The sequence below is a fragment of the Halalkalibacter alkalisediminis genome, assembly GCF_028610705.1.
GTDB lineage: Bacteria > Bacillota > Bacilli > Bacillales > Bacillaceae_D > Halalkalibacter > Halalkalibacter alkalisediminis.
In genome coordinates this window covers 51,938-74,763 of the sequence record NZ_JAQQWT010000004.1, presented here as the reverse complement: position 1 = coordinate 74,763, position 22,826 = coordinate 51,938, and the positions used below count along the sequence as shown (strand labels likewise).

The 22,826-nt window shown below is 39.3% G+C and carries 27 protein-coding genes and 1 pseudogene; 16 read left to right on the top strand and 12 right to left on the bottom strand.

Annotated features, from left to right (window positions below):
* Positions 1-182: 182 nt before the first annotated feature.
* Both PQ474_RS07590 and PQ474_RS07585 read left to right on the top strand, forming a co-directional pair.
* Positions 183-1,718 (top strand): sodium-dependent transporter, encoded by a 1,536-nt coding sequence (locus tag PQ474_RS07590; protein ID WP_273841528.1) that lies wholly within the window; start codon positions 183-185, stop codon positions 1,716-1,718.
* 2 nt (positions 1,719-1,720) lie between these two features.
* Positions 1,721-1,828: a methionine/alanine import family NSS transporter small subunit gene (locus PQ474_RS07585; RefSeq protein ID WP_273841527.1), complete on the top strand. Its 108-nt coding sequence runs from the start codon at positions 1,721-1,723 to the stop codon at positions 1,826-1,828.
* A gap of 34 nt (positions 1,829-1,862) precedes the next feature.
* Here the strand turns inward: PQ474_RS07585 and PQ474_RS07580 are convergent, their stop codons facing one another.
* Together PQ474_RS07580 and PQ474_RS07575 are read right to left on the bottom strand one after the other, a co-directional pair.
* A complete protein-coding gene (locus PQ474_RS07580) occupies positions 1,863-2,435 on the bottom strand; it encodes a CBO0543 family protein (RefSeq protein WP_273841525.1) in 573 nt (190 codons plus the stop codon).
* 169 nt (positions 2,436-2,604) lie between these two features.
* A complete protein-coding gene (locus tag PQ474_RS07575; protein ID WP_273841523.1) occupies positions 2,605-3,618 on the bottom strand; it encodes a M23 family metallopeptidase in 1,014 nt (337 codons plus the stop codon).
* Between the two features lie 277 nt (positions 3,619-3,895).
* Between PQ474_RS07575 and lipA the strand changes: the two genes are divergently transcribed.
* A complete protein-coding gene (gene lipA / locus PQ474_RS07570; protein WP_273841521.1) occupies positions 3,896-4,804 on the top strand; it encodes a lipoyl synthase in 909 nt (302 codons plus the stop codon).
* A gap of 503 nt (positions 4,805-5,307) precedes the next feature.
* On the opposite strand, the gene PQ474_RS07565 is transcribed toward lipA, so the two are convergent.
* A complete protein-coding gene (locus PQ474_RS07565; RefSeq protein WP_273841520.1) occupies positions 5,308-5,940 on the bottom strand; it encodes a YhcN/YlaJ family sporulation lipoprotein in 633 nt (210 codons plus the stop codon).
* Positions 5,941-6,080: 140 nt separating this feature from the next.
* Here PQ474_RS07565 and PQ474_RS07560 point away from each other — a divergent pair, with 140 nt between their 5' ends.
* Positions 6,081-6,377, top strand: a complete 297-nt coding sequence (locus PQ474_RS07560) for a YutD family protein (RefSeq protein ID WP_273841518.1) — start codon at positions 6,081-6,083, stop codon at positions 6,375-6,377.
* 31 nt (positions 6,378-6,408) lie between these two features.
* Here the strand turns inward: PQ474_RS07560 and PQ474_RS07555 are convergent, their stop codons facing one another.
* Together PQ474_RS07555 and PQ474_RS07550 are read right to left on the bottom strand one after the other, a co-directional pair.
* Entirely contained in the window at positions 6,409-6,729 is a 321-nt protein-coding gene (locus PQ474_RS07555; RefSeq protein WP_273841516.1) for a cytosolic protein, read from the bottom strand.
* A gap of 106 nt (positions 6,730-6,835) precedes the next feature.
* Positions 6,836-7,102, bottom strand: coding sequence for a DUF3055 domain-containing protein (locus tag PQ474_RS07550; RefSeq protein ID WP_273841514.1), 267 nt, complete (start codon positions 7,100-7,102; stop codon positions 6,836-6,838).
* A gap of 134 nt (positions 7,103-7,236) precedes the next feature.
* Here PQ474_RS07550 and PQ474_RS07545 point away from each other — a divergent pair, with 134 nt between their 5' ends.
* The 4 genes from PQ474_RS07545 (at position 7,237) to PQ474_RS07530 (ending at position 10,697) form a co-directional block, all read left to right on the top strand.
* The gene (locus tag PQ474_RS07545) at positions 7,237-7,677 is read left to right on the top strand and encodes a DUF86 domain-containing protein (RefSeq protein WP_273841512.1); all 441 of its coding nucleotides are present in this window, start codon (positions 7,237-7,239) and stop codon (positions 7,675-7,677) included.
* A 97-nt stretch (positions 7,678-7,774) separates the two neighbouring features.
* Positions 7,775-8,404: a helix-turn-helix transcriptional regulator gene (locus PQ474_RS07540; RefSeq protein ID WP_273841510.1), complete on the top strand. Its 630-nt coding sequence runs from the start codon at positions 7,775-7,777 to the stop codon at positions 8,402-8,404.
* A gap of 58 nt (positions 8,405-8,462) precedes the next feature.
* Positions 8,463-9,230, top strand: coding sequence for a TIGR01457 family HAD-type hydrolase (locus PQ474_RS07535; protein ID WP_273841508.1), 768 nt, complete (start codon positions 8,463-8,465; stop codon positions 9,228-9,230).
* Positions 9,231-9,431: 201 nt separating this feature from the next.
* Positions 9,432-10,697: an ATP-binding protein gene (locus PQ474_RS07530; protein WP_273841506.1), complete on the top strand. Its 1,266-nt coding sequence runs from the start codon at positions 9,432-9,434 to the stop codon at positions 10,695-10,697.
* A gap of 32 nt (positions 10,698-10,729) precedes the next feature.
* Here PQ474_RS07530 and PQ474_RS07525 read toward each other — a convergent pair whose 3' ends face one another.
* Positions 10,730-12,358: a PAS domain-containing sensor histidine kinase gene (locus PQ474_RS07525; protein WP_273841505.1), complete on the bottom strand. Its 1,629-nt coding sequence runs from the start codon at positions 12,356-12,358 to the stop codon at positions 10,730-10,732.
* Between the two features lie 281 nt (positions 12,359-12,639).
* Here PQ474_RS07525 and PQ474_RS07520 point away from each other — a divergent pair, with 281 nt between their 5' ends.
* A complete protein-coding gene (locus PQ474_RS07520; protein WP_273841503.1) occupies positions 12,640-13,176 on the top strand; it encodes a CueP family metal-binding protein in 537 nt (178 codons plus the stop codon).
* 130 nt (positions 13,177-13,306) lie between these two features.
* Here the strand turns inward: PQ474_RS07520 and PQ474_RS07515 are convergent, their stop codons facing one another.
* Positions 13,307-13,804: a phosphatidylglycerophosphatase A family protein gene (locus tag PQ474_RS07515; RefSeq protein ID WP_273841500.1), complete on the bottom strand. Its 498-nt coding sequence runs from the start codon at positions 13,802-13,804 to the stop codon at positions 13,307-13,309.
* Between the two features lie 224 nt (positions 13,805-14,028).
* On the opposite strand from PQ474_RS07515, the gene yutH reads away from it, so the two are divergent.
* The 5 genes from yutH to PQ474_RS07490 all read left to right on the top strand — a co-directional run bounded on the left by yutH (position 14,029) and on the right by PQ474_RS07490 (position 18,896).
* Positions 14,029-15,072, top strand: coding sequence for a spore coat putative kinase YutH (gene yutH, locus PQ474_RS07510; protein ID WP_273841499.1), 1,044 nt, complete (start codon positions 14,029-14,031; stop codon positions 15,070-15,072).
* A 247-nt stretch (positions 15,073-15,319) separates the two neighbouring features.
* A complete protein-coding gene (locus PQ474_RS07505; protein ID WP_273841497.1) occupies positions 15,320-16,618 on the top strand; it encodes a homoserine dehydrogenase in 1,299 nt (432 codons plus the stop codon).
* Between the two features lie 2 nt (positions 16,619-16,620).
* A complete protein-coding gene (gene thrC, locus PQ474_RS07500; protein WP_273841495.1) occupies positions 16,621-17,685 on the top strand; it encodes a threonine synthase in 1,065 nt (354 codons plus the stop codon).
* Complete coding sequence (thrB, locus tag PQ474_RS07495) at positions 17,682-18,617, top strand: homoserine kinase (protein WP_273841492.1); 936 nt, start codon at positions 17,682-17,684, stop codon at positions 18,615-18,617. Before thrC ends, thrB begins: the two co-directional genes overlap by 4 nt.
* A 48-nt stretch (positions 18,618-18,665) precedes the next feature.
* Positions 18,666-18,896, top strand: coding sequence for a transcriptional regulator SplA domain-containing protein (locus tag PQ474_RS07490; protein WP_273841490.1), 231 nt, complete (start codon positions 18,666-18,668; stop codon positions 18,894-18,896).
* Positions 18,897-18,937: 41 nt separating this feature from the next.
* Here the strand turns inward: PQ474_RS07490 and PQ474_RS07485 are convergent, their stop codons facing one another.
* Entirely contained in the window at positions 18,938-19,174 is a 237-nt protein-coding gene (locus PQ474_RS07485) for a NifU family protein (protein WP_273841488.1), read from the bottom strand.
* Between the two features lie 202 nt (positions 19,175-19,376).
* On the opposite strand from PQ474_RS07485, the gene PQ474_RS07480 reads away from it, so the two are divergent.
* A complete protein-coding gene (locus PQ474_RS07480; protein WP_273841486.1) occupies positions 19,377-19,688 on the top strand; it encodes a YuzD family protein in 312 nt (103 codons plus the stop codon).
* A gap of 120 nt (positions 19,689-19,808) precedes the next feature.
* On the opposite strand, the gene PQ474_RS07475 is transcribed toward PQ474_RS07480, so the two are convergent.
* The 3 genes and pseudogenes from PQ474_RS07475 to PQ474_RS26390 all read right to left on the bottom strand — a co-directional run.
* The gene (locus tag PQ474_RS07475) at positions 19,809-20,183 is read right to left on the bottom strand and encodes a hypothetical protein (RefSeq protein WP_273841483.1); all 375 of its coding nucleotides are present in this window, start codon (positions 20,181-20,183) and stop codon (positions 19,809-19,811) included.
* Between the two features lie 196 nt (positions 20,184-20,379).
* Positions 20,380-21,450: an NAD(P)/FAD-dependent oxidoreductase gene (locus PQ474_RS07470; RefSeq protein ID WP_337956352.1), complete on the bottom strand. Its 1,071-nt coding sequence runs from the start codon at positions 21,448-21,450 to the stop codon at positions 20,380-20,382.
* A gap of 411 nt (positions 21,451-21,861) precedes the next feature.
* A pseudogene (locus PQ474_RS26390) lies at positions 21,862-22,023 on the bottom strand (TetR/AcrR family transcriptional regulator); the annotation flags it as partial.
* A 335-nt stretch (positions 22,024-22,358) separates the two neighbouring features.
* Between PQ474_RS26390 and PQ474_RS07465 the strand changes: the two are divergent.
* Positions 22,359-22,595, top strand: coding sequence for a YuzB family protein (locus PQ474_RS07465; protein WP_273841479.1), 237 nt, complete (start codon positions 22,359-22,361; stop codon positions 22,593-22,595).
* A 23-nt stretch (positions 22,596-22,618) separates the two neighbouring features.
* On the opposite strand, the gene PQ474_RS07460 is transcribed toward PQ474_RS07465, so the two are convergent.
* Positions 22,619-22,826: hypothetical protein (locus PQ474_RS07460; protein ID WP_273841477.1), on the bottom strand; the 208-nt coding region annotated here is incomplete at its 5' end.

The following is a 22,826-nucleotide window of genomic DNA, read 5'->3' as shown; positions in this document are numbered from 1 at the left end:
GCATTTTTACATTTACCTGTTGACAAAATTCGATAAAATTCACTATAATACAATAGCGAATAGTCAGAACATTTTAAAATGAATAACTACTAATTCAGGTACAAAAAGAAAATTCATTAGTAGTGGTTATTATTTTCGGATAATTCAGACACGGAATAAATAGAAGAAGAGGGGTACTTGTAATGAAAGAAAGAGAACAGTGGGGAACGCGCGCAGGATTTATTTTAGCGGCGATCGGTTCTGCCGTAGGACTTGGTAATATTTGGCGTTTTCCGTATGTAGCATATGAAAATGGAGGAGGAGCTTTTTTCTTCCCTTACTTATTTGCTTTATTAACAGCAGGGATTCCACTTTTAATTATGGAATTTACCATCGGTCATAAATACCGTGGTTCCGCTCCGTTATCGTATGCACGCTTAAGTAAGAAAACAGAGTGGATTGGTTGGTGGCAAATTGCGATATCATTTGTGATCTCGACTTACTATGCGGTTATTATCGCATGGGCAATGGCTTACACGTACTTTGCGGTGAACCAGCGTTGGGGAGAGGATACGGGCGGCTTCTTAATGGCTGATTATTTAAAACGTGTGGATCTTGTGTCAGGAGGGGCTCCTGGAGATATAGGATCGCTTGTACCTGGTGTCTTTATTCCACTTGTTTTAGTGTGGGTGATCACACTAGGTGTGTTATTTAAAGGAGTTAAGCGCGGAATTGAAGTAGCCAATCGAATTTTTATACCGTTGTTGGTTGTGATGTTCTTACTCATTGTTGTACGAGCTCTTACACTTGAAGGAGCGATGCTTGGTTTAGATGCGTTCTTTAAACCAAATTGGTCTGAAATTATGACACCGGCCGTATGGGTAGCCGCGTATGGACAAATCTTCTTTAGTTTATCGATTGGTTTTGCGATTATGATTACGTACTCGAGTTACTTACCAAAGAAATCAGACATTAACAACAATGCCTTTATTACTGGTTTTAGTAATTCAAGCTTTGAGTTATTAGCTGGTATCGGGGTATTTGCAGCGATTGGATTTATGGCAAATGCATCTGGTGTGGGTATCAATGAAGTAGCTAGTGCGGGAATTGGGTTAGCGTTTGTGGTCTTCCCAGAAATTATTAATACGTTCCCTGGTATGAATGGATTTTTCGGAGTGTTATTCTTCGGTTCATTAGTACTAGCAGGGCTTTCGTCATTAATCTCTATTGTCGAAACGTTCGTATCAGGTATACAAGATAAGTTTAAAATCTCACGTGTTAAAGCAGTTATGATTGGTGGGGGGCTTTCTGCCTTGATCTCGATCTTATTTGCAACGCAAGGTGGACTATTCTTCTTAGACGCAGCTGATTACTTTATTAATCAATTCGGTGTGGCTCTAGCGGGACTTGTTTCCGTTGTTGCGGTATCATGGTTTGTAAAAAAGCTACCTGAACTTCAAGACCACGCAAATGGCGTTTCTGATTTCCGTACAGGCCTATGGTGGAAGATTTGCTTAGGAGTCATTACACCAGTCGTACTTGGTTATATGTTTATTCAAAATACAATTGAGAATGTAACAAATAATTATGAAGGGTATCCGACGTCGTTTCTGATTTATTCTGGATGGAGTGTAGCGATTTTAGCTATTATCGTTGGATTCATTTTTGCAGCTCTTAAATGGCAAAAAAATGAACTAGAAGAGCCTTCTACAAAAGACAATCAAACGGGAGTTGAGTAATCATGAGTACGAGTGCAGTTGTCATGATGATCGTTGGAATGATCGTGATTTGGGGCGGTATGGGACTTAGTATTGCCAATGCCGTGAAAGTAGCAAAAAATAAAAAGTAAATAGACCAAGCTCGGGATCAGGTCCCGAGCTTTTTTACGCGATCTTACTAGTCTTCGTAAAATACAAAAAGAGATCGGTAATCCACTTCGATACAAGAAACACAACGACATAGGCTAAAAATAAATGAAAATAATTGACGTTATGCAGTTCGAATAAGTTAAAAACAACTAAATAAGGTTTTAAAACAAAAGCCAAAGCTGCACTTAGCCCTGTAGCATAGATGTAGTAGTTTTTCTTATGGTTTAAGACGTATTGATATAAAAACATAAATAAAACAGGAACAAGAGAAACATCTAAACCGAAATTAGCAGGTATAACTGGAATGGCCTGATACGGGTAACTCACTAAACCGATTCTCACGAAAATCGTATCTGTATACGAAAACCAAACATGGATATTGAATCCGTAAAATCCCAAAAGAAAAGCTTTGCTTCGATCCATTTTAAAGTAAAGAATAACTAGAGGAAGAATTAACATGGAAGCGACAATCCAGAATTGCCAGGTATCAAGAAAAGAATATTCCAACCAATAGTTGATCCACTCGTTTGTAATTTCTTTTTGGGAGGTTCTTAAAGAAGTTAACTTTTCTATTTGTTCTTTAGACATTTGTTTTAACCTCGCTGTTTTAAAAAATAGTGTATATAGAGCTAGTCTTTTCTTAATTTCCCAATTTATGCTTGAAAAAGGAACATCCTCTGTTAATTAAAGGGCACTGAAAAAGGTGAAAACCATACCTTTTTCAGTGCCCTTGCTCATTAGGCGATGTTTGCCTTTTTTATTTTTTCTTTTTCCGGTCTTGATAAGCCTTGCGTTCCCATTGCTTTAAAGAAGGGTATGGATCAAAAGACCATTCAAGTCGACCGTTATCGCGGTACATGCCATAGTGGAGGTGGGGTGGGAACTTTCCTTGTGTACCTGGTTTTCCGTACCCAGAACTTCCACAATAACCAATTACGTCACCTGGGGCCACGATGCTTCCTTCTTCAATACCTTTTTCAAAGCCACTAAGATGAGCGTAATAGTGGTAAATATTATCTAAATCGCGAATACCAATTCGCCAACCGCCATATTTGTTCCATCCTTTGATTTCAACACGACCATATGCCGTGGCACGAATGGGTACGTTATAGCCGGCAAAAATATCCGTGCCTTCGTGGATGCGTCGGCCGCCCCAACCACGACGATCTCCCCATGTATTTTTATAGCTGTAGTTATAATTAAGTGGCATTGGAAAAGCGTGATCATTTAAATCTAAGCGATCGAACTTTTCATAAACAAGCGCGTGCCCATGTACGATTCTTACTGATTGATCTCGCTTATATTTTTCCCATAAAGCTATTCTAAAATCTTCCTCACTGACTCCGTATTGTTCGAATTGGTGAGCAAGGGTATAAAGAACGTCTTCATCATTTAATCGATCAGCAACGCCGTCCCCGTCCCCATCAAGTCCAATTCCCCCAAACATTTGAATGGAAAGAGGATGGGTATCTTGCTTGTTAGGGTTCAATGAACCAGCCCATTCGTTTTCAGAAAAATAAATGGAAATGAAGCCATCCTCTTTTGGACGGTCATTCAGAGCACGTCGAAGACCTCTCTCATACGTATCAACAGCAGCTAAATATTGCCACGGTACGCTTGTTAAGGTTTCTACCTTTTTATATAAATCCATTCGTTTCTCATAAATCTGCTCAGACGTAAGATCTGCCTTTTGATCAGCCGCGTAGGTTACGAGGGGGAGAGAAACAAACACGGCAATAAGTGCTAATACGATGATTTTTTGTAATCTCATGTTTGGCTCCTTTCATTCTTTTCCAAGTGCATCATGGATTTTAAAATCCGTGCTTTATCTCTTTATATAGTGTGGGATAAAAAGCTAAAAAAATCGGAGAGAATCATTGGAAATTTTGAGCGCTCGCTTGGTTATTTTCGTGAAATCATGATAAAGTAGTATAGAGAAAATTTGTTCAAGCGCCTACTTATTGTGAAAGCTCTGAGCGATTTTCTTAGAGCTAGTGCGAGAGTTGCCATGGATTTGGACAAATTGAAGATTGGATGGTGGAACTAGAATGGCAAAGAAAGAAGAACATTTACGTAAGCCGGAGTGGCTTAAAATAAAATTAAACACAAACGAGTCTTACACAGGCTTAAAAAAAATGATGAGAGAAAACAAGCTTAACACCGTATGTGAGGAAGCTCGTTGTCCAAATATCCATGAGTGTTGGGCTGTTCGTAAAACGGCAACCTTTATGATTCTTGGAGACATTTGTACGCGTGCATGTCGTTTCTGTGCGGTAAAGACAGGTCTTCCGAATGAACTCGATCTACAAGAACCAGAACGCGTAGCAGAATCCGTTGAAAAGATGGGGCTTAAGCATGTCGTCATTACTGCTGTAGCACGAGATGATCTTAAAGATGGTGGTTCGGCTGTTTATGCTGAAACGGTGCGTGCGGTAAGACGTCGTAACCCATTCTGTACGATCGAAGTTCTGCCTTCAGATATGTTAGGAAGCTTTGATAACTTAAAAACATTAATGGATGCACGTCCTAACATCATGAACCATAATATTGAAACGGTTCGCCGTTTAACACCAAGAGTTCGTGCGCGTGCTACATATGAGCGTACACTTGAATTCTTAAAGCGTGCAAAAGAATTACACCCAGACATTCCAACGAAATCAAGCTTGATGATTGGTCTTGGCGAATCGAAAGAAGAAATTCTAGAAACAATGGATGATCTACGTGCTGCCAATGTAGATATTATGACAATCGGTCAATACCTACAACCAACAAAGAAACATTTAAAAGTACAAAAGTATTACCATCCAGATGAGTTTGCTGAATTGAAAGAAATTGCGTTAAGCAAAGGCTTCAATCACTGTGAAGCTGGCCCGCTAGTGCGCTCTTCTTACCACGCAGACGAGCAAGTAAATGAAGCCCAAGTCCGCGCCGAAGCTAAGAAAGTGACAAACCAATAACGAGCGGTTTTCTCGTTATTGGTTGTATAACGAGCGGTTTTCTCGTTATTGGTTGTATAACGAGCGGTTTTCTCGTTATTGGTTGTATAACGAGTGGTTTTCTCGTTATTGGTTGTTATAACGAGCGGTTTTCTCGTTATATGTGAAGAAACAATATAATACTAAAAAACACTCGGATTCGAGTGTTTTTTTATCTCTCTTTGTTTAGCGGACATAGGAGTCGCTATTTCAATGAAAAAGCTCTAATTTCCTTGGTTCGCGGACATGAGGGACGTTATTTCCTCATTTGGGCGGACATCAGGACCGTATTTCAGAAAATAACGGCTCTGATGTCCGCAGCGCCTACTTGAAAGGCGATTTCAACGTAAATAACGGCTCTGATGTCCGCAACACCTGTTTAAAGGACAATTTGACCGCTCCTAGTGTCTGCGCCAAGCCAGCCTTTGTCACCCCCACAAAAGAAAGACCAAATCACAACGATTTGGTCTTAAGCAAGTTCCATTTTATCTATCCATTAATCGTCTTTGTTTTTGTTGCATGATTTGGATGTTATCGTCTGTTTCTTCGTTGTACTGACCTTGTGGAGATGCTTGTGTCATCTCGTTAATCGTTTGAGTAAGAGCTCCTTCCATGTCAGCAGATCCTGTTGTCATGTGTTGGAAACGCTCAATCTCATCAAAGTGATCTGGGTTATCTGATATATAAACCTCATAGTAACGAGGAACGATCGACAACGCGCTTCGTTTTACTTGGTCTGCGACAGATTCTCGGTTATCAGCTTGTGCGTCATAGGCAACAAGAACGTATTTATCCGTCACAAGGGCACCAGCTTCACTGACAACATCATTGGTTAAGACTAACCGTGTTACCGAGTCAGCTAATAAGCTACGGTCTACGGCAGGAATGACATTTTGTCGACCATTGTTATTGACATGTTCTCTGTCATATCGTTGATATCCGTAATGATTGTAACTTTGAGTTTGGTTTACTCGGTTAATGGGATAATACCCACCATTCGGTTGATGACTATCATAATTGGCTGTTCGTTGCAACGACTGTCCTTGCTCCGGCATTTGACAGCCTGCAACAAGCATCATACTAGCTAGGCCAGTAATGAGTAATGATTTTTTTAACATAATCAAACCTCCCCTACTTTAAGAATGACCATTATGAAGTCGTTTTACTGCTAGTAAATGATGGAGGTAAAAGAGGAAAAGCTGTTGTCTAAAGTGAGATGTGGTATAATAAGGTAAGCTAAAATGGAGAGGTGAGCCAGATGGTTCGCATTCAAGGGATGCACTATGAAGTGGTAGAAGATGTTAAAGATGGTTGGGATGAAGAGGCTTTCAAAGCTCGGTACTCTGATGTTTTAAATAAATACGATTACATTGTAGGAGACTGGGGCTACAATCAACTTCGGTTGAGAGGTTTTTTTGAAGACCGCCATAAAAAATCAACCCATGATACGAAAATTAGTACACTGCCCGATTACTTATATGAATTTTGTAATTTTGGATGTGCCTATTTCGTTATTAAGCGGGTAAAAGAAGAAAAAGAAAAACAGCCAAATTAGGCTGTTTTTTTTTTGCATTGCCTTTGTGCCTTTAAGTGAGGTCATTCGTTGTATAAGGTGGTTCTTCATTTTTATTTGGGTCATCATGAGTTGGATGGGCACCTGGAAATTGTCTTGGTAAGTTTTGATGCAACGACTTAAATTCATAATTAAAGGCACTGTAAGAACGTTGGCCTTCTTCCCAAGGAGTACTTTTATTTACAACAGGTGTATCTTTATTAAAGGGTGAACCATAGGGCCCCTCTGGTGTTTGCTCAGGAACGATGAAGTTACGCATCGTTTCTACATTGGAAAAATCCGTGTACACTTGAGCTTCTTTGTCATGAGAGCCTGACTGTTTTGCTTTCGCCATACTTCCCACCTCCTTACGACTATTATGTCCGTAAGGGGAAGTCTTTACTTAAGGGAATGGATGAGAAAAGGGTTCAAATCAGCCGAGATGCACGACGTGGCCAACCTTAGACAAGCTCACTTAAAAACGAACGTAACTCTTCAGCTTCTTCAGCTGATAAGTTGTAAGCATGTTCAATATAACCGGGTTCTTCTAAGTCGTCCGATCCAATAATCGCAAAACGGCTTGATTGAATGTCAAGAACGAGTTGCTTTCCGTAATATCTAGATGAGGTCACAATAGCAAGGTCAAAGCGTTGATGTTCTCCCATGAAACTGACAAATCTTGTTCGTGTGTCTTCTACTTCGTCATATAAATAAAATCGTTCCGACATGGCATAAGCTCCTTTTCTTTCCTATATATACGTATCATACCATGTGTAGAGCAATGAAGAAACGGTAGGACTTAGACCTTGAGAATGATGTATACTACATATAAAGAAAGATGAATGAAGTGGAGGGGTTACGTGTGTATTTCGTTGACCGTGAAAAAATTGAACAAACGCTTGTTTATATGGAGAAGCTAGAAGGGCATGTTAGTCAATTAAATGACTTAAAAGATTTAACTCAGAAGCTTGCTCTAGAGCGAATCGCTTATGTCATGATTGAATCGATTATTGATGTTGGAAACAGCATGATCGATGGATTTATCATGCGCGATCCAGGTGGATATGAGGATATTATCGATATTTTAGAAGACGAAAAAGTGGTGCAACAAGTAGATGCCAGCAATTTAAAGGCGATCATCGGCTTACGAAAGCAGCTCGTGCAAAACTATACAGAGGTTAATCATGAGCAGCTACTAAGCCTTTTACTTGAACATAAACAATCGTTAACCAATTTCCCTGTAGAAATCAGACGATATTTAGTTGAAGAATTAGGGCCAGTAAGTGCATTTTTACCAAAATAAAATAGTCATTGGAAGAATCTGTTAGACTTTTCACAAGTGACATGATTTTGCAATTTAATGATCATCGCATACAATGAAGGTAAGGATGGTGATCGTTGTGAAAAAAGAGGCGACCTCTACACGTCAAGTAATCTTAACATTGTTAAAACGTAATAAAGAGCTAACCGTTTCGACTTTAGCAACGGAACTTGATGTGACAGAAATGGCAATCCGAAGACACTTACGAGAACTAGAAAAGGAAGAGTTGATTACATCACGGCTTGAAAAACAAGCGATGGGAAGGCCGATTCACAGATTTTTTTTAACGGAAAAAGGAAGTGAATCGTTTCCGAGAAATTACAATGAACTCTCATTAGGCATCCTTAAAGATCTAGTGGACCTGAGTGGAACGGAAATCGTCGATCAATTGTTTGAACAACGAAAAGAACGTCTTTTCGAAAAATATCAATCAGAAGTGACGGGTTCTCTCAAAGAACGTATCGAGGCATTAGCTCGTGTTCAAAGTGAGGGTGGTTATATGGTTGAATACAAGCAAGTGGAGGACGGCTCTTTTGAGTTTATTGAATATAATTGTCCGATCGCGCAAGTAGCAAGGGAGTATCCAGTTGCTTGTTCCTGTGAACAGCAATTGTTTAAACGTTTGCTAAATACCGATCATGTCCAAAGGCAATCCTGTATTGCAAAGGAAAATGCCTCTAGTTGTGTTTATAAAGTAAAAGAACGATAAACGTGCACAAAATTTAATTGTGCACCTACATATATTTTTACGTAGAAAGAGGGAAAACATGAAGGGTTACAAAGGTTTTTTAATTGATTTAGATGGAACGGTTTATCGCGGCAGTGAAAAAATTGATGAGGCGGTAACGTTTGTAAAGGAACTCGAGAAAAGGAATTTGCCATATCTTTTTGTTACGAATAATTCGACGAAGCGACCAGAGGACGTGGCAAATCACTTAAGAGAAATGGACGTCCCTGCAACGACTGAGCATGTGTTTACAACAAGTATGGCAACTGCTACTTACATTTCAGAACTCAAAAAAAATGCTCGAGTTTGTATGGTTGGGGAAGAGGGGCTAAAGTTTGCCCTTGAAGAAGAAGGACATGAGATTGTCGATGAAGGTGCTGACTTTGTAGTGGTTGGTTTAGATCGGACAATAAATTATGAGAAGCTTACGAAAGCAGCGTTAAATGTAAGAGCAGGTGCGACCTTTATCGCGACAAATGGAGACGTAGCTTTGCCAACAGAGCGTGGCCTATTGCCTGGCGCGGGTTCAATTGTTTCCGTCATATCTGTTTCAACAGGGGTAACGCCTAAGTTCATTGGAAAGCCAGAATCGATTATTGTCGAACAAGCTTTAGAAGTCATTGGATTAGCAAAGGAAGACACCATTATGATTGGAGACAATTATCATACAGATATTTTAGCTGGGATTCGTGCGGGCATGGATACGCTAATGGTTTATACAGGAGTGTCTACAAAAGAGCATATCGACTCCTATGAAGATAAGCCGACTCACGCGATTGATTCATTAGCAGAATGGACATTTGAATAAAAAGGGACGTCAGAGTATTTTAGGTGCTCTGACGTTTTTTTTGTTTGGGGATAGAGGCTAGTATTCGTGGACTTTCATACCAGAGAGTATCTGATTTCAGCATGAAGTTACAGGGGTCGTTAGAAATGGTAAAATGGACAAGGAATAGGATGAGAACGTAGTAAACAAGTATGGACCATTAAAAAAGTTAGGTGGTTATCTATGGAAAATTTATATATGAATGTGTTGATTATTTTGACGAGTATTTTCGTTTATCACATTTTTGTCAATGTACATCAGTTGTTTAAACGAAATAATAAACTCCTTCTAATCATTTTATCAGTCGCTTCAATTGCCTTGTGTATGAAATTTCCCATTTATGAACATCATGGACATGTGTTTGACTTGAGGTTTATTCCTATTTTAATTGGGGCTGTGTATGGTGGTAGGAATGTGGTTCTTACTTTGTCATTGTTCTCCGTTGTGAACCGCTTCTTTATAGGTGGAGATGGTTTTTATGTACACTTCATCACAATTGTCATAATGTTTGTTTTGTTATATACATGGTATATTCCTAAATTGAATTCTCTTTCTTTAAAAAAGAAAATATATTATTCTATCTTTTTGTCCTTATCATATCTTCTATTAGAATTTTTGACCTGTCATTTAATGTTTGGAACGATGACCAAAATTCATCCTAGCCTTATTTTCACAAGTTTTGTAACCAAACTTTTATTGACTGCTGGTTTGATTTACTTAGTTGAGTATTTAAAAAAAGCAAATGAAGTGATGGAAAATTATTACATACAAGATAAATTTAAAGGGTTAAGTGAAATGGCTTCTTCTATCTCTCACGAAGTTCGAAACCCATTAACCGTGACAAAAGGGTTTATCCAACTAGTGATGAAGGATGAGAACTTAAACAAAGAAAAAAGAGATCAACACCTAGGCTTAGCTCTCCAAGAATTGAACCGAGCCGAGTCTATCATAACCGACTACTTAACGTATGCGAAGCCTTACGAAGAAATTAATCTTGAACCCATTGACGTGGTAGAGGAGATTACGTATACGATTAACGTAATCAATCCGTTGGCACTCATGCATAATGTCAAGTGTCGCATCCTTCATGATGAATCAAATGTGTATTTTATTAGTATTGATCGTAAGAAATTTCAACAACTGATCATTAATTTAGCTAAAAATGCCATTGAAGCAATGCCTGGTGGAGGGGAGTTAGACGTAACGATTTCAGCAGAAGGCAAGTATGTAACGATTCAACTTGCAGACAGTGGTGTCGGAATGACAGAAGAAGAATTATCTAGGCTAGGAACTCCTTTTTTTTCCCTGAAAGAAAAAGGAACGGGTTTAGGGACGATGGTCGTCTTTCGTCTTGTAGATGCTTTAAATGGGCAAATATCAGTGGAAAGTACGAAAGGAATAGGAACTGAGTTTAAAGTAGCATTTAAGCGTGTCGAGGCGTTGTCTTAAAATAAAAAAGGGCTAGGTTCATTACAGAGGACCTAGCCCTTTTTTATAGGAAGTAAGATCGTTACGGTTGTTCCGGTGTTGAGGTTACTGTTAAAGGAAATCTGTCCTTTGTGCGACTGAATGATTTTATAACTGACCGTTAAGCCTAAACCTGTCCCTTTTTCCTTTGAAGAATAAAAAGGTTCGCCTAAACGTTCGATTCGATCATGATCAATGCCATTCCCGTCGTCCTTTATAGAAATGTTCAAATACTCACTCTCATGAGTGATATTGATTGAGATTTTCTTTGAATCTGCTTCAATGGAATTTTTAATCACATTGATAAACAATTGTTTCAATTGATTAGGCTCACAGTCGATTAAAGGTAAATTCTGTTCGTTCGTGTACTCAATCTCAACACTATATAAATTAGCCTGCGATTCAAGCAACCACATCACACTTGTAAAAATATCATTGATATCGCTTTGTTCAAAATGAACTTCGCGTGGTTTGCCTAAAGCTAACAGTTCACTCGAAATTTGGTTAATGCGCTCTAACTCATCAAGCATAATTTTAAAATAAGTACCATTTTTATCATCATTTGATTGCATGAATTGAATAAATCCTTTTATCGAAGTCAACGGATTGCGAATTTCATGAGCGACACTAGCAGCAAGTTCTCCGACGACAGATAGCTTTTCTGTTTTACGTAAGCGTTCTTCGGTTTCTTTCTCTTTTGTGATGTCAAGCGCGTAGCCGATGGCGCCTACTACTTTATTTTCGATCACAGTTGGAACCGCCGTACATATTAAAATCCTTTTATCTCCGTCTTTTCGAATGATTTCAATTTCTTTATTGATAATAGATTCTCTTTTTTTAAGAATTTCAAGATACGCGTATTTAACTTCGTTTTGGTCTTTTTCCGAGATTAACGATAGAACCGATTTACCTAGGAAGGTGTCTGGAGTGTAGCCAGTCAGCGCTTCAAACCGTGGATTTAATTCAATGATCTCCCCTTTAGCGTTAAGAATATAAACGAGTTCAGGATTGTATTGGATCAATGACTTGTATTTTTGTTTGCTTTGTTCCAACTTTTTCTCAGCAATCACTTGCTCTGTGATGTCACGACCTACAACGACTAATTCCTTTCGCGTTCCATCTTCATGGAAGTGAGGAATTTTAAGAGTGTCAAACGTTTTCGTTGTACCATCAGGCATTGGGACTTCTTCTGTCCATCTCGATATTTTCCCGAGTTTCCACGCTTCTTCATCAGAAGTTTCACAATACTCTAAGGCCTCCTTGTAAAAGGCACTATAAGCACCGAGTTCGGAATCTTTTTTTCCTTTGTAATCAACATGAGATATTTGAAATAACTTTAAAGCGAAGTCGTTGGCTTGAGTCCATCTACCTTCCCCGTCTTTAAAATTAACGAAATCAACCATTGAATTAATTAATGCCTCTAGCTTTTCCTTCTCAGCTGTCACGGCTTCATTTTCTTCTTGTTTCACAAACGAAAAGTAGATAAAGAAACTTGTTAATAAGATAAAAAATAATGCCTTCGCTTTTTGAAGTGTTGCATAAAATTGTGGACTTATGTCTAATTGTGCAACTATATAATCGGTTCCAATAATCCAAATCGTCGCCAGAAGAATATAGATAACCATTTTCGTCTTTTTGTTCATACTCTTCCCCCAATGGTAGGTCTTCCTCCCATCATATCACCATTTACTTCGTTGTGGGGTTAGAAAAATTACCCTTACTAGATCAAGTGGAAAAAACGTGTGAATTAGAAGAATTCGCGCTATGTACTCTTTAATGGAATGAAATAGAGACATGTGATTAGAGTGGAAATGTTCATATGTTTGCCCATTGTTTCAAAAGGCATTTAAACTAGATCATGGTAAAATAAATTCGAAGTAAAGAAAGAAAATAAAGAATGGAAAGAGATGGGGAGAGAAGCAAAATGAAAAGAAACATTCTTGCAGTTATTGGATTGATCTCCGTTGTCCTAGCGGTGTTTGTTTTTACGGCAAACGACGAAAATAATATGACACAAGTAAATGAAGCTACAAACATGAAGGAATTGGTTCATGATTATAGTGTAGGAAAGATAGAAGGTCAAACTGCTTCTATTACATCGCATCAACTGATTGTGACCGAAAGCGATGGAAACCAGTTCATCTACGACTTACCTGAAGACGACTTTTTTGTTTCCATCGCACCGTACATCGATAAAACCCATCCTTGAGCCAACCATAACTTGACAGGTTGTCAAGGAGAATTAACAAACGAAGAATTGAACGTATATATTGAAGACACGGAAGGAAACGTTATAGTTGAAGAAACATTGAAATCTCAATCTAACGGATTTATTGATTTGTGGCTACCTCGAGAAAAAACATATCGCGTATCGATTGCATATGAAGGGAAAATAGTCGAATCGGAGCTTTCCACATTCGAAGGGGATCCTACTTGCATTACAACGATGCAGCTGATGTAGAAAAAAGCACCATTAGGTGCTTTTTTATTTTTTGAATAGGCTGGGGGATTTTCACTTAACGAAGCTAGTTTATGCTGAAATAAATGGCCATTTAATGTGAAACGGCCTTTTTTCTAGTCGAACTTACTTTTTATTCGGTATTTGCAGCGCTATGTGCTAATCGGCTGGAAGCTGCAGCTGCAATCGCACCAACAATATCATCAAGGAATGTATGACATTCACCAGTAGATTTATCGTTTAATTTCTCTAAGATTCCTGGCTTTTGCTTGTCGATATACCCATAATTGGTGAAACCGATTGAACCATATACATTTACAATTGAAAGGGCGATGATTTCATCGACTCCATATAAACTTTCGTCTCGGTCGATAATGTCCTGCAATGGTTGATCTAGCAATTTTTTCTCTGCTAGGACATCTAATTGAATACCTGTTATCACAGCATTTTGAACTTCTCTTTTGCGAAGTACTCGATCAACATTTTCTTTGCATACTTCTAATTGTAAGTCTGGATGATATTTTACTTGCAAAAAATAAACGAGTTCAGCGATATCATCTAATGTCACTCCACGTTCGACTAGCCATTCTCTTGCTTTGATTTCAACTTCATCCATATTTCTCTTTGTCATACGTAGCACCTCCGACGACTAGTTCTATCTCTACTATAAGACAGTAAAGACTTCTTTTTTAAACTTAACATACCTGAGGGAAAAAAGCCGTACATTCAAGAAAAGAACCTTTTTCTTATTTGACATCTATTTTATTGCTACTACTAGTCTACTGTGCATATACACATTTTATTCATTTGGGTCATAGACTAGGAAAAGGAGTGTATGTTTGAGGAGGGAAGTTAATGTTTGAACGAAATCTCTATGACATTTATGGGATCTATTGTGAAACAAGGTTTTCGGTCGGTGAATATGATGGATTTGAGGCAGGAGGGAAGTCGTATATTTTATTACCAAAGGAAGAATGTATGTTACAGGAAGAAGAGATGCTTGCTTATTCAGATTACTTAAGGCGCGTAGGGGATACGTCGATATTAGAACCGCTTCCGACCCTTTATAAAGGCAGGTCGGGACTGATTGATGGGCAAGAAGTGTATGTCTGTCCATTACCAAATGGAGAAGAGCGCGAACGGCAAGCAATCTTTCGTTTTCAAAGTGTAGAGGAAAAAGGAGCCCATTTAGCAACCGTCCATTATTTTGGAAAACAACTGGTCTATAATAAGAAAGGATACGACTTCTTTGGACAATGGCCGAAACTATGGGAGACAAGATTGGAGCAGCTAGAAGGATGGTACCAACAAATTTTATATGAAGGGCCACGCTCCTATGTAGACGAAGCCTTTTTATTCTCCTATCCATACTTTATGGGATTAACAGAAAATGCGATTCAATATGTAGTAGACGCCACGATTGACGACCGGAGCTTGGAACAGGAAAAGCCCACGATTTGCCACCGACGGTTCAATGATCGTACTTGGCTCGTGTTATCAGAAGCTGGTGATATTGTGAAACGACCTACTGAATTTGTTTATGACCATCCATGTCGGGATGTCGCTGAATGGATTCGAGATCAGCATTGGACCGAGGAGGCGTTCTCTTGGGAAAAAATCAACACATTTATTCGTGGCTATGAACAGTATGAAACATTTACCACATATTCATGGAAGTTACTATATGCCAGACTGCTGTTTCCGCTGCATTATTTCGAAGCCGTTGAAGATTATTACCGCAGTCAAATTACGGATGAAAAGATTAAACGCGGTCAAAGCTTTTTACACATATTACAAAATGAACATAAAAATGAACGATTCCTAAAAGAGTTTGCCGAACATGTACTTATGACCAGAGGTGTAGGGACGCATCAAGTGCCTCCGATTGATTGGCTGTAAATCAATAGTGAATAAAACCTGTATCCAATCGTTATGAACTAAGACTGGATATAGGTTTATTTTTTTAGGTGAACCCCCTTGTTTTAATGTTGAAACCGCTGCATATTTTTCCCTTATTTATTTTTTCTGAATTTTTATAAATTGTCTATTGTACTTCGCCGAAAAGAGGTCTATAATGTCCTTTATAGATAAACATTTGTGTTTTTTAGATATACATGAAACGGAAGATGAAGAAGGAGTGGAGAGCATGTCAGCAGTGGAAGTTCGGATCGGATTACTTGGCCTAGGTACAGTAGGAACGGGTGTCGTTTCCATTATTAGCCGGCATCAAGAAGAATTACGCCATCAAGTTGGCTGCCCTGTAACGGTTAAAAAAGTACTAGTGCGTGATATAGAGAAACAAAGAGTGGTTGAAATGGATGATTCATTAGTAACAGATCAAATTGAAGACGTTCTTTTTGACCAAGACATAGATGTCATCATTGAAGTAATGGGTGGGATTGAGTCGACAAAAGAACATCTTTTAACGGCTCTACGTAACGGCAAGCATGTCGTGACCGCAAATAAAGATCTAATGGCGATTTACGGAGCTGAGCTTCTTCAAGTAGCAGCTGAGCATGGCTGTGATCTTTATTATGAAGCAAGCGTTGCTGGAGGCATTCCAATCTTAAGAAGTTTAAGTGATGGTTTATCTGCAGATCGCATTACAAAAATGATGGGGATTGTAAATGGAACAACCAACTATATCCTCACAAAAATGACGCAAAACGGTAGTTCTTATGAAGATGTATTAAAACAAGCACAAGAGTTAGGTTTTGCAGAAAGCGACCCAACAGCAGACGTAGAAGGATTAGATGCAGCGCGTAAGATGGCGATCTTAGCAACACTTGGCTTCTCAATGAATGTGAGCTTAGATGATGTCACGGTCAAAGGGATTTCTTCTGTTACGAAAACAGATCTAGATTATTGTGATCAATTAGGATATACAATGAAATTAATCGGTTTGGCTAAACGTGATGATGGACGTGTTGAAGTGAGCGTTGAGCCAACTTTACTGCCGAAGGAGCATCCTTTATCATCAGTGCATAACGAGTATAATGCCGTTTATGTGTACGGAGAAGCAGTAGGAGAGACGATGTTCTATGGACCAGGTGCTGGTTCTTTGCCAACAGCTACAGCGGTTGTTTCTGATTTAGTATCCGTGATGAAGAATATGCGTCTAGGCGTTTGTGGTCGTGCGGTTCAAGAGCCGCTTCATCAACGAGTATTAAAAGAAGCGAATGAAATTGACTCAAAGTATTTCTTACGTCTGCGTGTCGTTGATCAAGCAGGTACATTCCAAGCGGTCACAAGCTTATTTGCAGAATATGAAGTCAGTTTTGAAAAGCTACTACAGTTGCCAATTGAAGGCCATGAAGTTGCTGAAGTTATCGTGATTACTCATCACACAAACAAGGAAAACTATGAGAATCTATATAAAAAATTATCAGAGCTTGATGTCATTGAATCGATTGAAAGCTGTTATCGTGTCGAAGGGGGACGCTAGAAATGAGTCGTTGGAAAGGGTTAATCCAAGAATATAAAGAATTTTTACCTGTTACAGAGGAAACGCCTCTGCTTACTTTACATGAAGGAAATACACCACTTATTGAGCTTGAGCACATCTCCAAAGAGTGGGGCGTAAAGATTTTTGTTAAATACGAAGGTCTGAACCCAACAGGTTCGTTTAAAGATCGTGGTATGGTGATGGCGGTTGCCAAGGCAAAAGAAGAAGGAAGCAAAGCGATTATTTGTGCTTCTACAGGAAACACGTCTGCGGCTGCTGCGGCTTATGGAGCTCGTGCGGGACTTAAATGTGTCGTTGTTATCCCTGAAGGGAAGATCGCGCTCGGCAAGCTTGCCCAAGCGGTTATGTACGGTGCAGAGGTATTAGAAATTAAAGGGAACTTTGATAACGCACTTGATATCGTTCGTGAGATCAGTGAAACAGAGCCAATCACTCTTGTAAATTCAGTAAATCCTTACCGAATTGAAGGACAGAAAACAGCGGCTTTTGAAATTGTTGATGCTTTAGGGAAAGCTCCAGATGTACTTGCGATTCCTGTTGGGAATGCTGGTAATATCACAGCGTACTGGAAGGGATTCAAGGAGTACCATGAGAAAAAAGGTACAGGTCTTCCGGAAATGCGCGGATTTGAAGCAGAAGGCGCTGCGGCAATCGTTCGTGGTGAAGTAATCGAAGAGCCAGAAACAATCGCAACAGCTATTCGTATCGGAAATCCTGCTAGCTGGGATAAAGCAGTTGCAGCGAAGGAAGAATCGGATGGTTCCATTGACTTCGTAACAGACGAGGAGATTTTAGAAGCGTATCAACTGCTTGCAAGTCGTGAAGGTGTGTTTGCAGAACCAGCTTCTTGTGCATCTTTAGCAGGATTGAAAAAACAAATTGCCTCTGGTGAGATCAAAAAAGGAGCTACTGTTGTTTGTGTCCTAACAGGCAATGGCTTAAAAGATCCAAACACAGCAATCGATACGGTAACAGTCAAACCAACTGTTTTACCAAATGATAAAGAAGCATTCCTTTCTCACCTTAAAGGTGGTGTCACTTCATGAGCCTAGAACCATTCTCCATTACGGTTCCTGGCAGCTCTGCCAATTTAGGCCCCGGCTTTGATTCAGTCGGGCTTGCAGTTAATCGCTTTTTAACACTTGAAGTGAAAGTTTCAGATCAGTGGTTGTTTGCCTCTTCTTCTGTTGATTTACAAGGTATTGAAACAGGAGAAGATAACTTAATTTATCAAGTCGCTGCGCATGTCGCAAAAGAGCTTGGTCAAGAGCTACCACCTTGTCATGTGGAGATGACGAGTGACATTCCGCTAGCACGTGGTCTTGGTAGCAGTGCAGCTGCCATTGTGGCCGGAATTGAGCTTGCCAATCAATTGGTGGGAGAGCCACTTTCAGTTGAAGAGAAAATTCGTTTTGCAAGTTTATGGGAGGGTCATCCAGATAATGTGGCCGCTTCAATCTACGGAGGTCTTGTCATTGGGACGCATACGGAAACTTCTACAGATGTATTGTACGGTGGAATACCCGAAGTCGATCTCGTTTTACTCGTTCCTTCTGAAGAACTAAAAACGAAAAAGGCCCGAGGGGTTTTGCCAGAAGAACTTGACTATCGTCAAGCTGTAAGAGCAAGCAGTGTCGCGAATGTTTTAGTAGCCGCTCTTCTACAAGGAAACTGGGAAGCCGCAGGGAAAATGATGAATGAAGATTTATTTCATCATCCGTACCGCCGCGAACTAATTCCTCACCTTGAAGAAGTCATTCGTGTCGTTCAAGAAGAAACATCGGCATATGGCGCTGCTTTAAGCGGGGCAGGTCCAACGATGTTATGCTTAGCTCCAGCCAAGCGCGGGGAAGAGATACAAAATAAACTACAACGACATTTTCCTGCCTTTGAAGTGGCTGTCTTACGACCAGCAAAAGTAGGCATTCAAGTCAAAAAAGGAATTTCTCATAAAGCAACATCTGCTCAAACAAATTGAATAGTTTTAAATCATGGCGGGCAAACCAACAAAAAGGGGAGGTCCGCCATGATTGATATTCAGCAATTACAAGTTGGGCAACAAGTGTATATCATTTACCGCAACCCACATACCCAAACCGTTTCAACGATTCAAGAAGCAACGATCGCAAGAGATCCAATGAATCCTGAACAGTTATCTTTGTTGCTGTTTGATTTTTACCATCCGATTGAAGCGGATGATGCACTTTTTAATACGTATGAAGAAGCAGAGTCCATGTTTGAGCAATTTTATATGTAAAAAGAAAAAGAAACGCCCGACCAATGTCGGGCGTTTTCCTATTAAAAGACTTGCTCAATTTCCTTTACGCCAGGAACTTCTTCAAGAAGCGCGCGTTCAATACCTGCTTTTAACGTAATTGTAGAACTTGGGCATGATCCGCAAGCACCAAGAAGACGTACCTTCACAATTCCATCTTCTACATCAACGAGTTCAACATCCCCGCCATCACGTAGCAAGAAAGGACGAAGCTTATCTAATACTTCACTAACTTGTTCAATCATTTCAGCTGTTGCCATTTCAAACAACTCCTTTCTACTACCTATTATAATGGGGTTTCAAAAAAAAATCCATGATTCTGCTTGATTTTCCACTCGACTTTAAGTGAAAATTTGGAAAAAGTGATAAACTGACCTCTCGGTAACTGAACCGAGTCTACCCAACGTGCTATCCAATATTGAGCTTGTATAATATAATGTTGTTAGAAAAGGGTGTGAGGAGATGGTGGATATGGTAAAGATTACAGTCTATGGAGCAGAAGAAAAATGCGCAAGTTGCATTCATTTACCAAGTGCAAAAGAAACGATGGAATGGCTTGAAGCAGCAATTACTCGTAAGTTCCCTGAAACTTCGTTTGATTTTACATACATTGATATTGATCATCCAGGTGAGGAAGAAATCGATATTAAATTTGCTGAGGCCATCAAGGATGACGAATATTTCTATCCACTAGTCGTATTAGAAGACGAAGTTGTAGCAGAAGGAAACCCTAAATTAAAAGATATCTATGGAAAAATCGAACAGCTTGGCTGATTCGGTTTTTTTATTTGTGTTTTGCTGAATCCATGATTAGCTTTTAAAAGTTATTAGACTAATGAAATGGGGGAGTCAAGACCAGTCGGAACAAAAAAAGTGTCGAGGCCGACACTCGGTTTAGAGCTCTTGTATATTTGAGAGAGATTGTGCATGTTGTATGGCTTTATTAGAGGCTTTACGTGCCGCTCTTTTAGCCGCTCGTCTTGCCGCTTTTCTAGCCGTTTTATTAACGGATTTCTCTGCTTTAGTGGCAACATCATTGACAATTTCTTGAACCTTTTTTTCTAGATGTAATTTAAGCTCATAGATGACATCATTTGTAGCTTCTCTAATCGTTTTATTCGCATCTTCTAGTAATTCATCAATGGCTTTTTTTGTATCTACGACAGTTTGTTCATTCAAATGCTTCATGTTCTCGATGTCTGTAATGATGGTGTCAATTTGTTTAGAGCGAGAGATAGGGCCTTTGTAAAAAAATTGTTGGTTACTCATTTTATGATACACCTCACCTATTATTAGGATATCTACCTATGATAGTGTATGGCTGAATAACCAGGAGAGTTAGCCTATTTTTCCTTTTATCCACAATAAAATGGAACGGTCTCTATTGATTATTGCGCATTGCTTACATATTAATTTTCTTAAATAATTAAAAAGACCAAATCTAATTTGATTTGGTCTAAGAAATTTATGAACCAGAATGATACTTATACATCCAGAGTACTCCGCTTTTTAAAACCCGTGGCACTCGACCGAGTAGCGTGCGCTCGCCCATTAAACCGAATCCGTGTTTCTTCCCTAGTGAACCCAGTACACCTTTTAACTTAATACGAGGTAATTCTTCTGGTAGTGCTTCGCCAGCCCATTGCTTTTTCAAGATCATCACAATTTGTTCAGCTTGCCCTTCAGCAAGTTGAGCACTTGGGGCATGAGGGAGGCTTGCACAGTCGCCGACAACAAACACATCTTCATTATTTGGAAGGAAGTGCTGAGGTGTTAACACGACTCGACCTTGTGAATCTTTCTCTGCTTGAAGGTCACGAACGACTTCTACAGGCTGAACTCCAGCTGTCCAAATGATCGCATCGCACTCAATTGGTTCGTCGTGATTATAAAGAATGCCGTCTTCCACTTTTGTGATGTTTGATTTATTAATCACATCGACACCGTGATCAACAAACCAATTTTGCACATACGTACTAAGTTTGCGTGGGAACATAGATAAGATGATTTCTCCACGATCAAAAAGTTTAATCGATAAATCAGGACGACTTTCTCTTAGTTCACTTGCAAGCTCAACACCGCTTAATCCAGCACCAACAATAGAGACAACTCCATTCGGACGAACGTTATTAAGTGTTTCATACGTTCTTCTTGTTTTATCCATTGTCTGAATGCTGTGTGTGAATTCTGCAGCACCTGGCACGTTATGGTATTTATCTTCACAGCCAAGGCCAATAATTAATTTATCGTAAGGTACAAATTGATCACCATCTAACTCAACTGTTTTATCTTGTAGGTTAATATTCGTGATCGTTCCATATTTAATCGTCAATCTTGCATCTTCAGGAAAGACAACGCGAAGGTGGTGATCTGCGGCAGTTCCTGCTGCTAACGCGTAATATTCCGTTTTCAAACAGTGATAAGGGAGTCTGTCAATTAATGTAATTTCAACATCTTCAGGTAGACCTTCTGGTAAAAGTCGTTGAAGTACACGCATACCGCCGTAACCGCCGCCTAAAATAACGAGTTTTTTCATAAATGGATATCCCCTTTTTTCGATAATTGCTTCAAGACTGGTGTCAACCAATGTCATGACGTTTTCAAGTAAACGCCCTTTTGTCGGTTCAGTTGCAAAGGTTTTAATGCCGTGTGAGATCAAACTATGAATGATATGAGTCCATGTGAAGACAGAGGCAGCTGAATTCAGTTCCCCTTTAGTTTTCGCATCCTGTAAAAGTTCATGCCAATGTTCAAAGAGTATTGTTTGCTCTTTGAGTACATGGTTCCACATCTCAATGGTTAAGGATGGATACCTATCATAATCGTTTAAAATAAATTGTAAATAAGTGCGTAACCTGATCGATAAAGGTCTATTTTTAAAATGTGATTGTTGAACGTATGGCATAACCGCTTGAAGACGATCTTTTGCAAGCGATTGCATAATCGAATCCTTTGTAGGGAAATGATTGAAGAATGTACCTTTAGCTACTTTAGCAGCATTTGTAATTTCTTGAACAGTTGTACGGGAGTAGCCTTTCTCTTGAAAAAGAGCCAACGCAGCTTGTTCAATCCGTTCTTTCGTCTTTACTTTTTTTGCTCGTTCATTCATATCCTATCTCCTCACATAAAAGTGACCCTGGTCAGTTTTGATTATATCTAGGAATCCGAAAAAAAACAACAAATTTGTGAATTTTGTTGAGAACCTTTTCTTATGACCCAGATTTGAAAGACTAGAATAGCGTGTTCTAAAAGATGGCAATGGCTCCACAAGCTACACGCCTCTTGGATAACCCCACTCCTAGAGGCTCAAAACCTTGTAGCGGTTCCGCTCATTGCTTAGAGTCTGTTCAAAAAGGGTGATTTTCCCCTTTTTGAACAGACTCTAGAATTGACTTCTTTTCTATACGGGAGTAGCATGAAGAAGAAGATTAAAGAGGTGAAAAAATGCGTCCGATTATTGAATTTTGCTTAAGCAATTTAGCGAGTGGAACACAAAAAGCGATGGAAGAATTAGAGAAAGATCCAAACCTAGATATAATTGAATATGGATGTTTAAGTAATTGTGGAAATTGCGCAATAGAACCATTTGCTCTTGTAAATGGAGAGTATGTATCCGGTGAAACAAACGAGGAACTCGTTGAAAATATACACACCTTTCTAGAAGAAAACCCGATGTTTTAGATGGAAAGAAAAAAGGTCGAACTTTACCTTTTTTCTTTCCATCTAAGCAATGAGCGAAGCCACTGCAAGGTTTTAAGCCATCTGAGTGCCCTTCTCAGAGGGCGCGCAGTGAGCGAAGCCATTGCAAACACCATAAGTACAGGGCGAATTAGGAGAAAGAAAAAAGGTCGAACTTTACCTTTTTTCTTTCCATCTAAGCAATGAGCGAAGCCACTGCAAGGTTTTAAGCCA

Coding starts and splice junctions, on each gene's coding strand:
- thrB (WP_273841492.1), top strand. CDS start 17,682: ATGAGCCTAGAACCATTCTCCATTACGGTTCCTGGCAGCTCTGCCAAT.
- PQ474_RS07525 (WP_273841505.1), bottom strand. CDS start 12,358: ATGAACAAAAAGACGAAAATGGTTATCTATATTCTTCTGGCGACGATT.
- yutH (WP_273841499.1), top strand. CDS start 14,029: ATGTTTGAACGAAATCTCTATGACATTTATGGGATCTATTGTGAAACA.
- PQ474_RS07535 (WP_273841508.1), top strand. CDS start 8,463: ATGAAGGGTTACAAAGGTTTTTTAATTGATTTAGATGGAACGGTTTAT.
- PQ474_RS07530 (WP_273841506.1), top strand. CDS start 9,432: ATGGAAAATTTATATATGAATGTGTTGATTATTTTGACGAGTATTTTC.
- PQ474_RS07480 (WP_273841486.1), top strand. CDS start 19,377: ATGGTGGATATGGTAAAGATTACAGTCTATGGAGCAGAAGAAAAATGC.
- PQ474_RS07550 (WP_273841514.1), bottom strand. CDS start 7,102: ATGTCGGAACGATTTTATTTATATGACGAAGTAGAAGACACACGAACA.
- PQ474_RS07560 (WP_273841518.1), top strand. CDS start 6,081: ATGGTTCGCATTCAAGGGATGCACTATGAAGTGGTAGAAGATGTTAAA.
- PQ474_RS07465 (WP_273841479.1), top strand. CDS start 22,359: ATGCGTCCGATTATTGAATTTTGCTTAAGCAATTTAGCGAGTGGAACA.
- PQ474_RS07585 (WP_273841527.1), top strand. CDS start 1,721: ATGAGTACGAGTGCAGTTGTCATGATGATCGTTGGAATGATCGTGATT.
- lipA (WP_273841521.1), top strand. CDS start 3,896: ATGGCAAAGAAAGAAGAACATTTACGTAAGCCGGAGTGGCTTAAAATA.
- PQ474_RS07590 (WP_273841528.1), top strand. CDS start 183: ATGAAAGAAAGAGAACAGTGGGGAACGCGCGCAGGATTTATTTTAGCG.
- PQ474_RS07515 (WP_273841500.1), bottom strand. CDS start 13,804: ATGACAAAGAGAAATATGGATGAAGTTGAAATCAAAGCAAGAGAATGG.
- PQ474_RS07475 (WP_273841483.1), bottom strand. CDS start 20,183: ATGAGTAACCAACAATTTTTTTACAAAGGCCCTATCTCTCGCTCTAAA.
- PQ474_RS07580 (WP_273841525.1), bottom strand. CDS start 2,435: ATGTCTAAAGAACAAATAGAAAAGTTAACTTCTTTAAGAACCTCCCAA.
- PQ474_RS07505 (WP_273841497.1), top strand. CDS start 15,320: ATGTCAGCAGTGGAAGTTCGGATCGGATTACTTGGCCTAGGTACAGTA.
- thrC (WP_273841495.1), top strand. CDS start 16,621: ATGAGTCGTTGGAAAGGGTTAATCCAAGAATATAAAGAATTTTTACCT.
- PQ474_RS07470 (WP_337956352.1), bottom strand. CDS start 21,450: ATGAAAAAACTCGTTATTTTAGGCGGCGGTTACGGCGGTATGCGTGTA.
- PQ474_RS07575 (WP_273841523.1), bottom strand. CDS start 3,618: ATGAGATTACAAAAAATCATCGTATTAGCACTTATTGCCGTGTTTGTT.
- PQ474_RS07485 (WP_273841488.1), bottom strand. CDS start 19,174: ATGGCAACAGCTGAAATGATTGAACAAGTTAGTGAAGTATTAGATAAG.
- PQ474_RS07490 (WP_273841490.1), top strand. CDS start 18,666: ATGATTGATATTCAGCAATTACAAGTTGGGCAACAAGTGTATATCATT.
- PQ474_RS07565 (WP_273841520.1), bottom strand. CDS start 5,940: ATGTTAAAAAAATCATTACTCATTACTGGCCTAGCTAGTATGATGCTT.
- PQ474_RS07555 (WP_273841516.1), bottom strand. CDS start 6,729: ATGGCGAAAGCAAAACAGTCAGGCTCTCATGACAAAGAAGCTCAAGTG.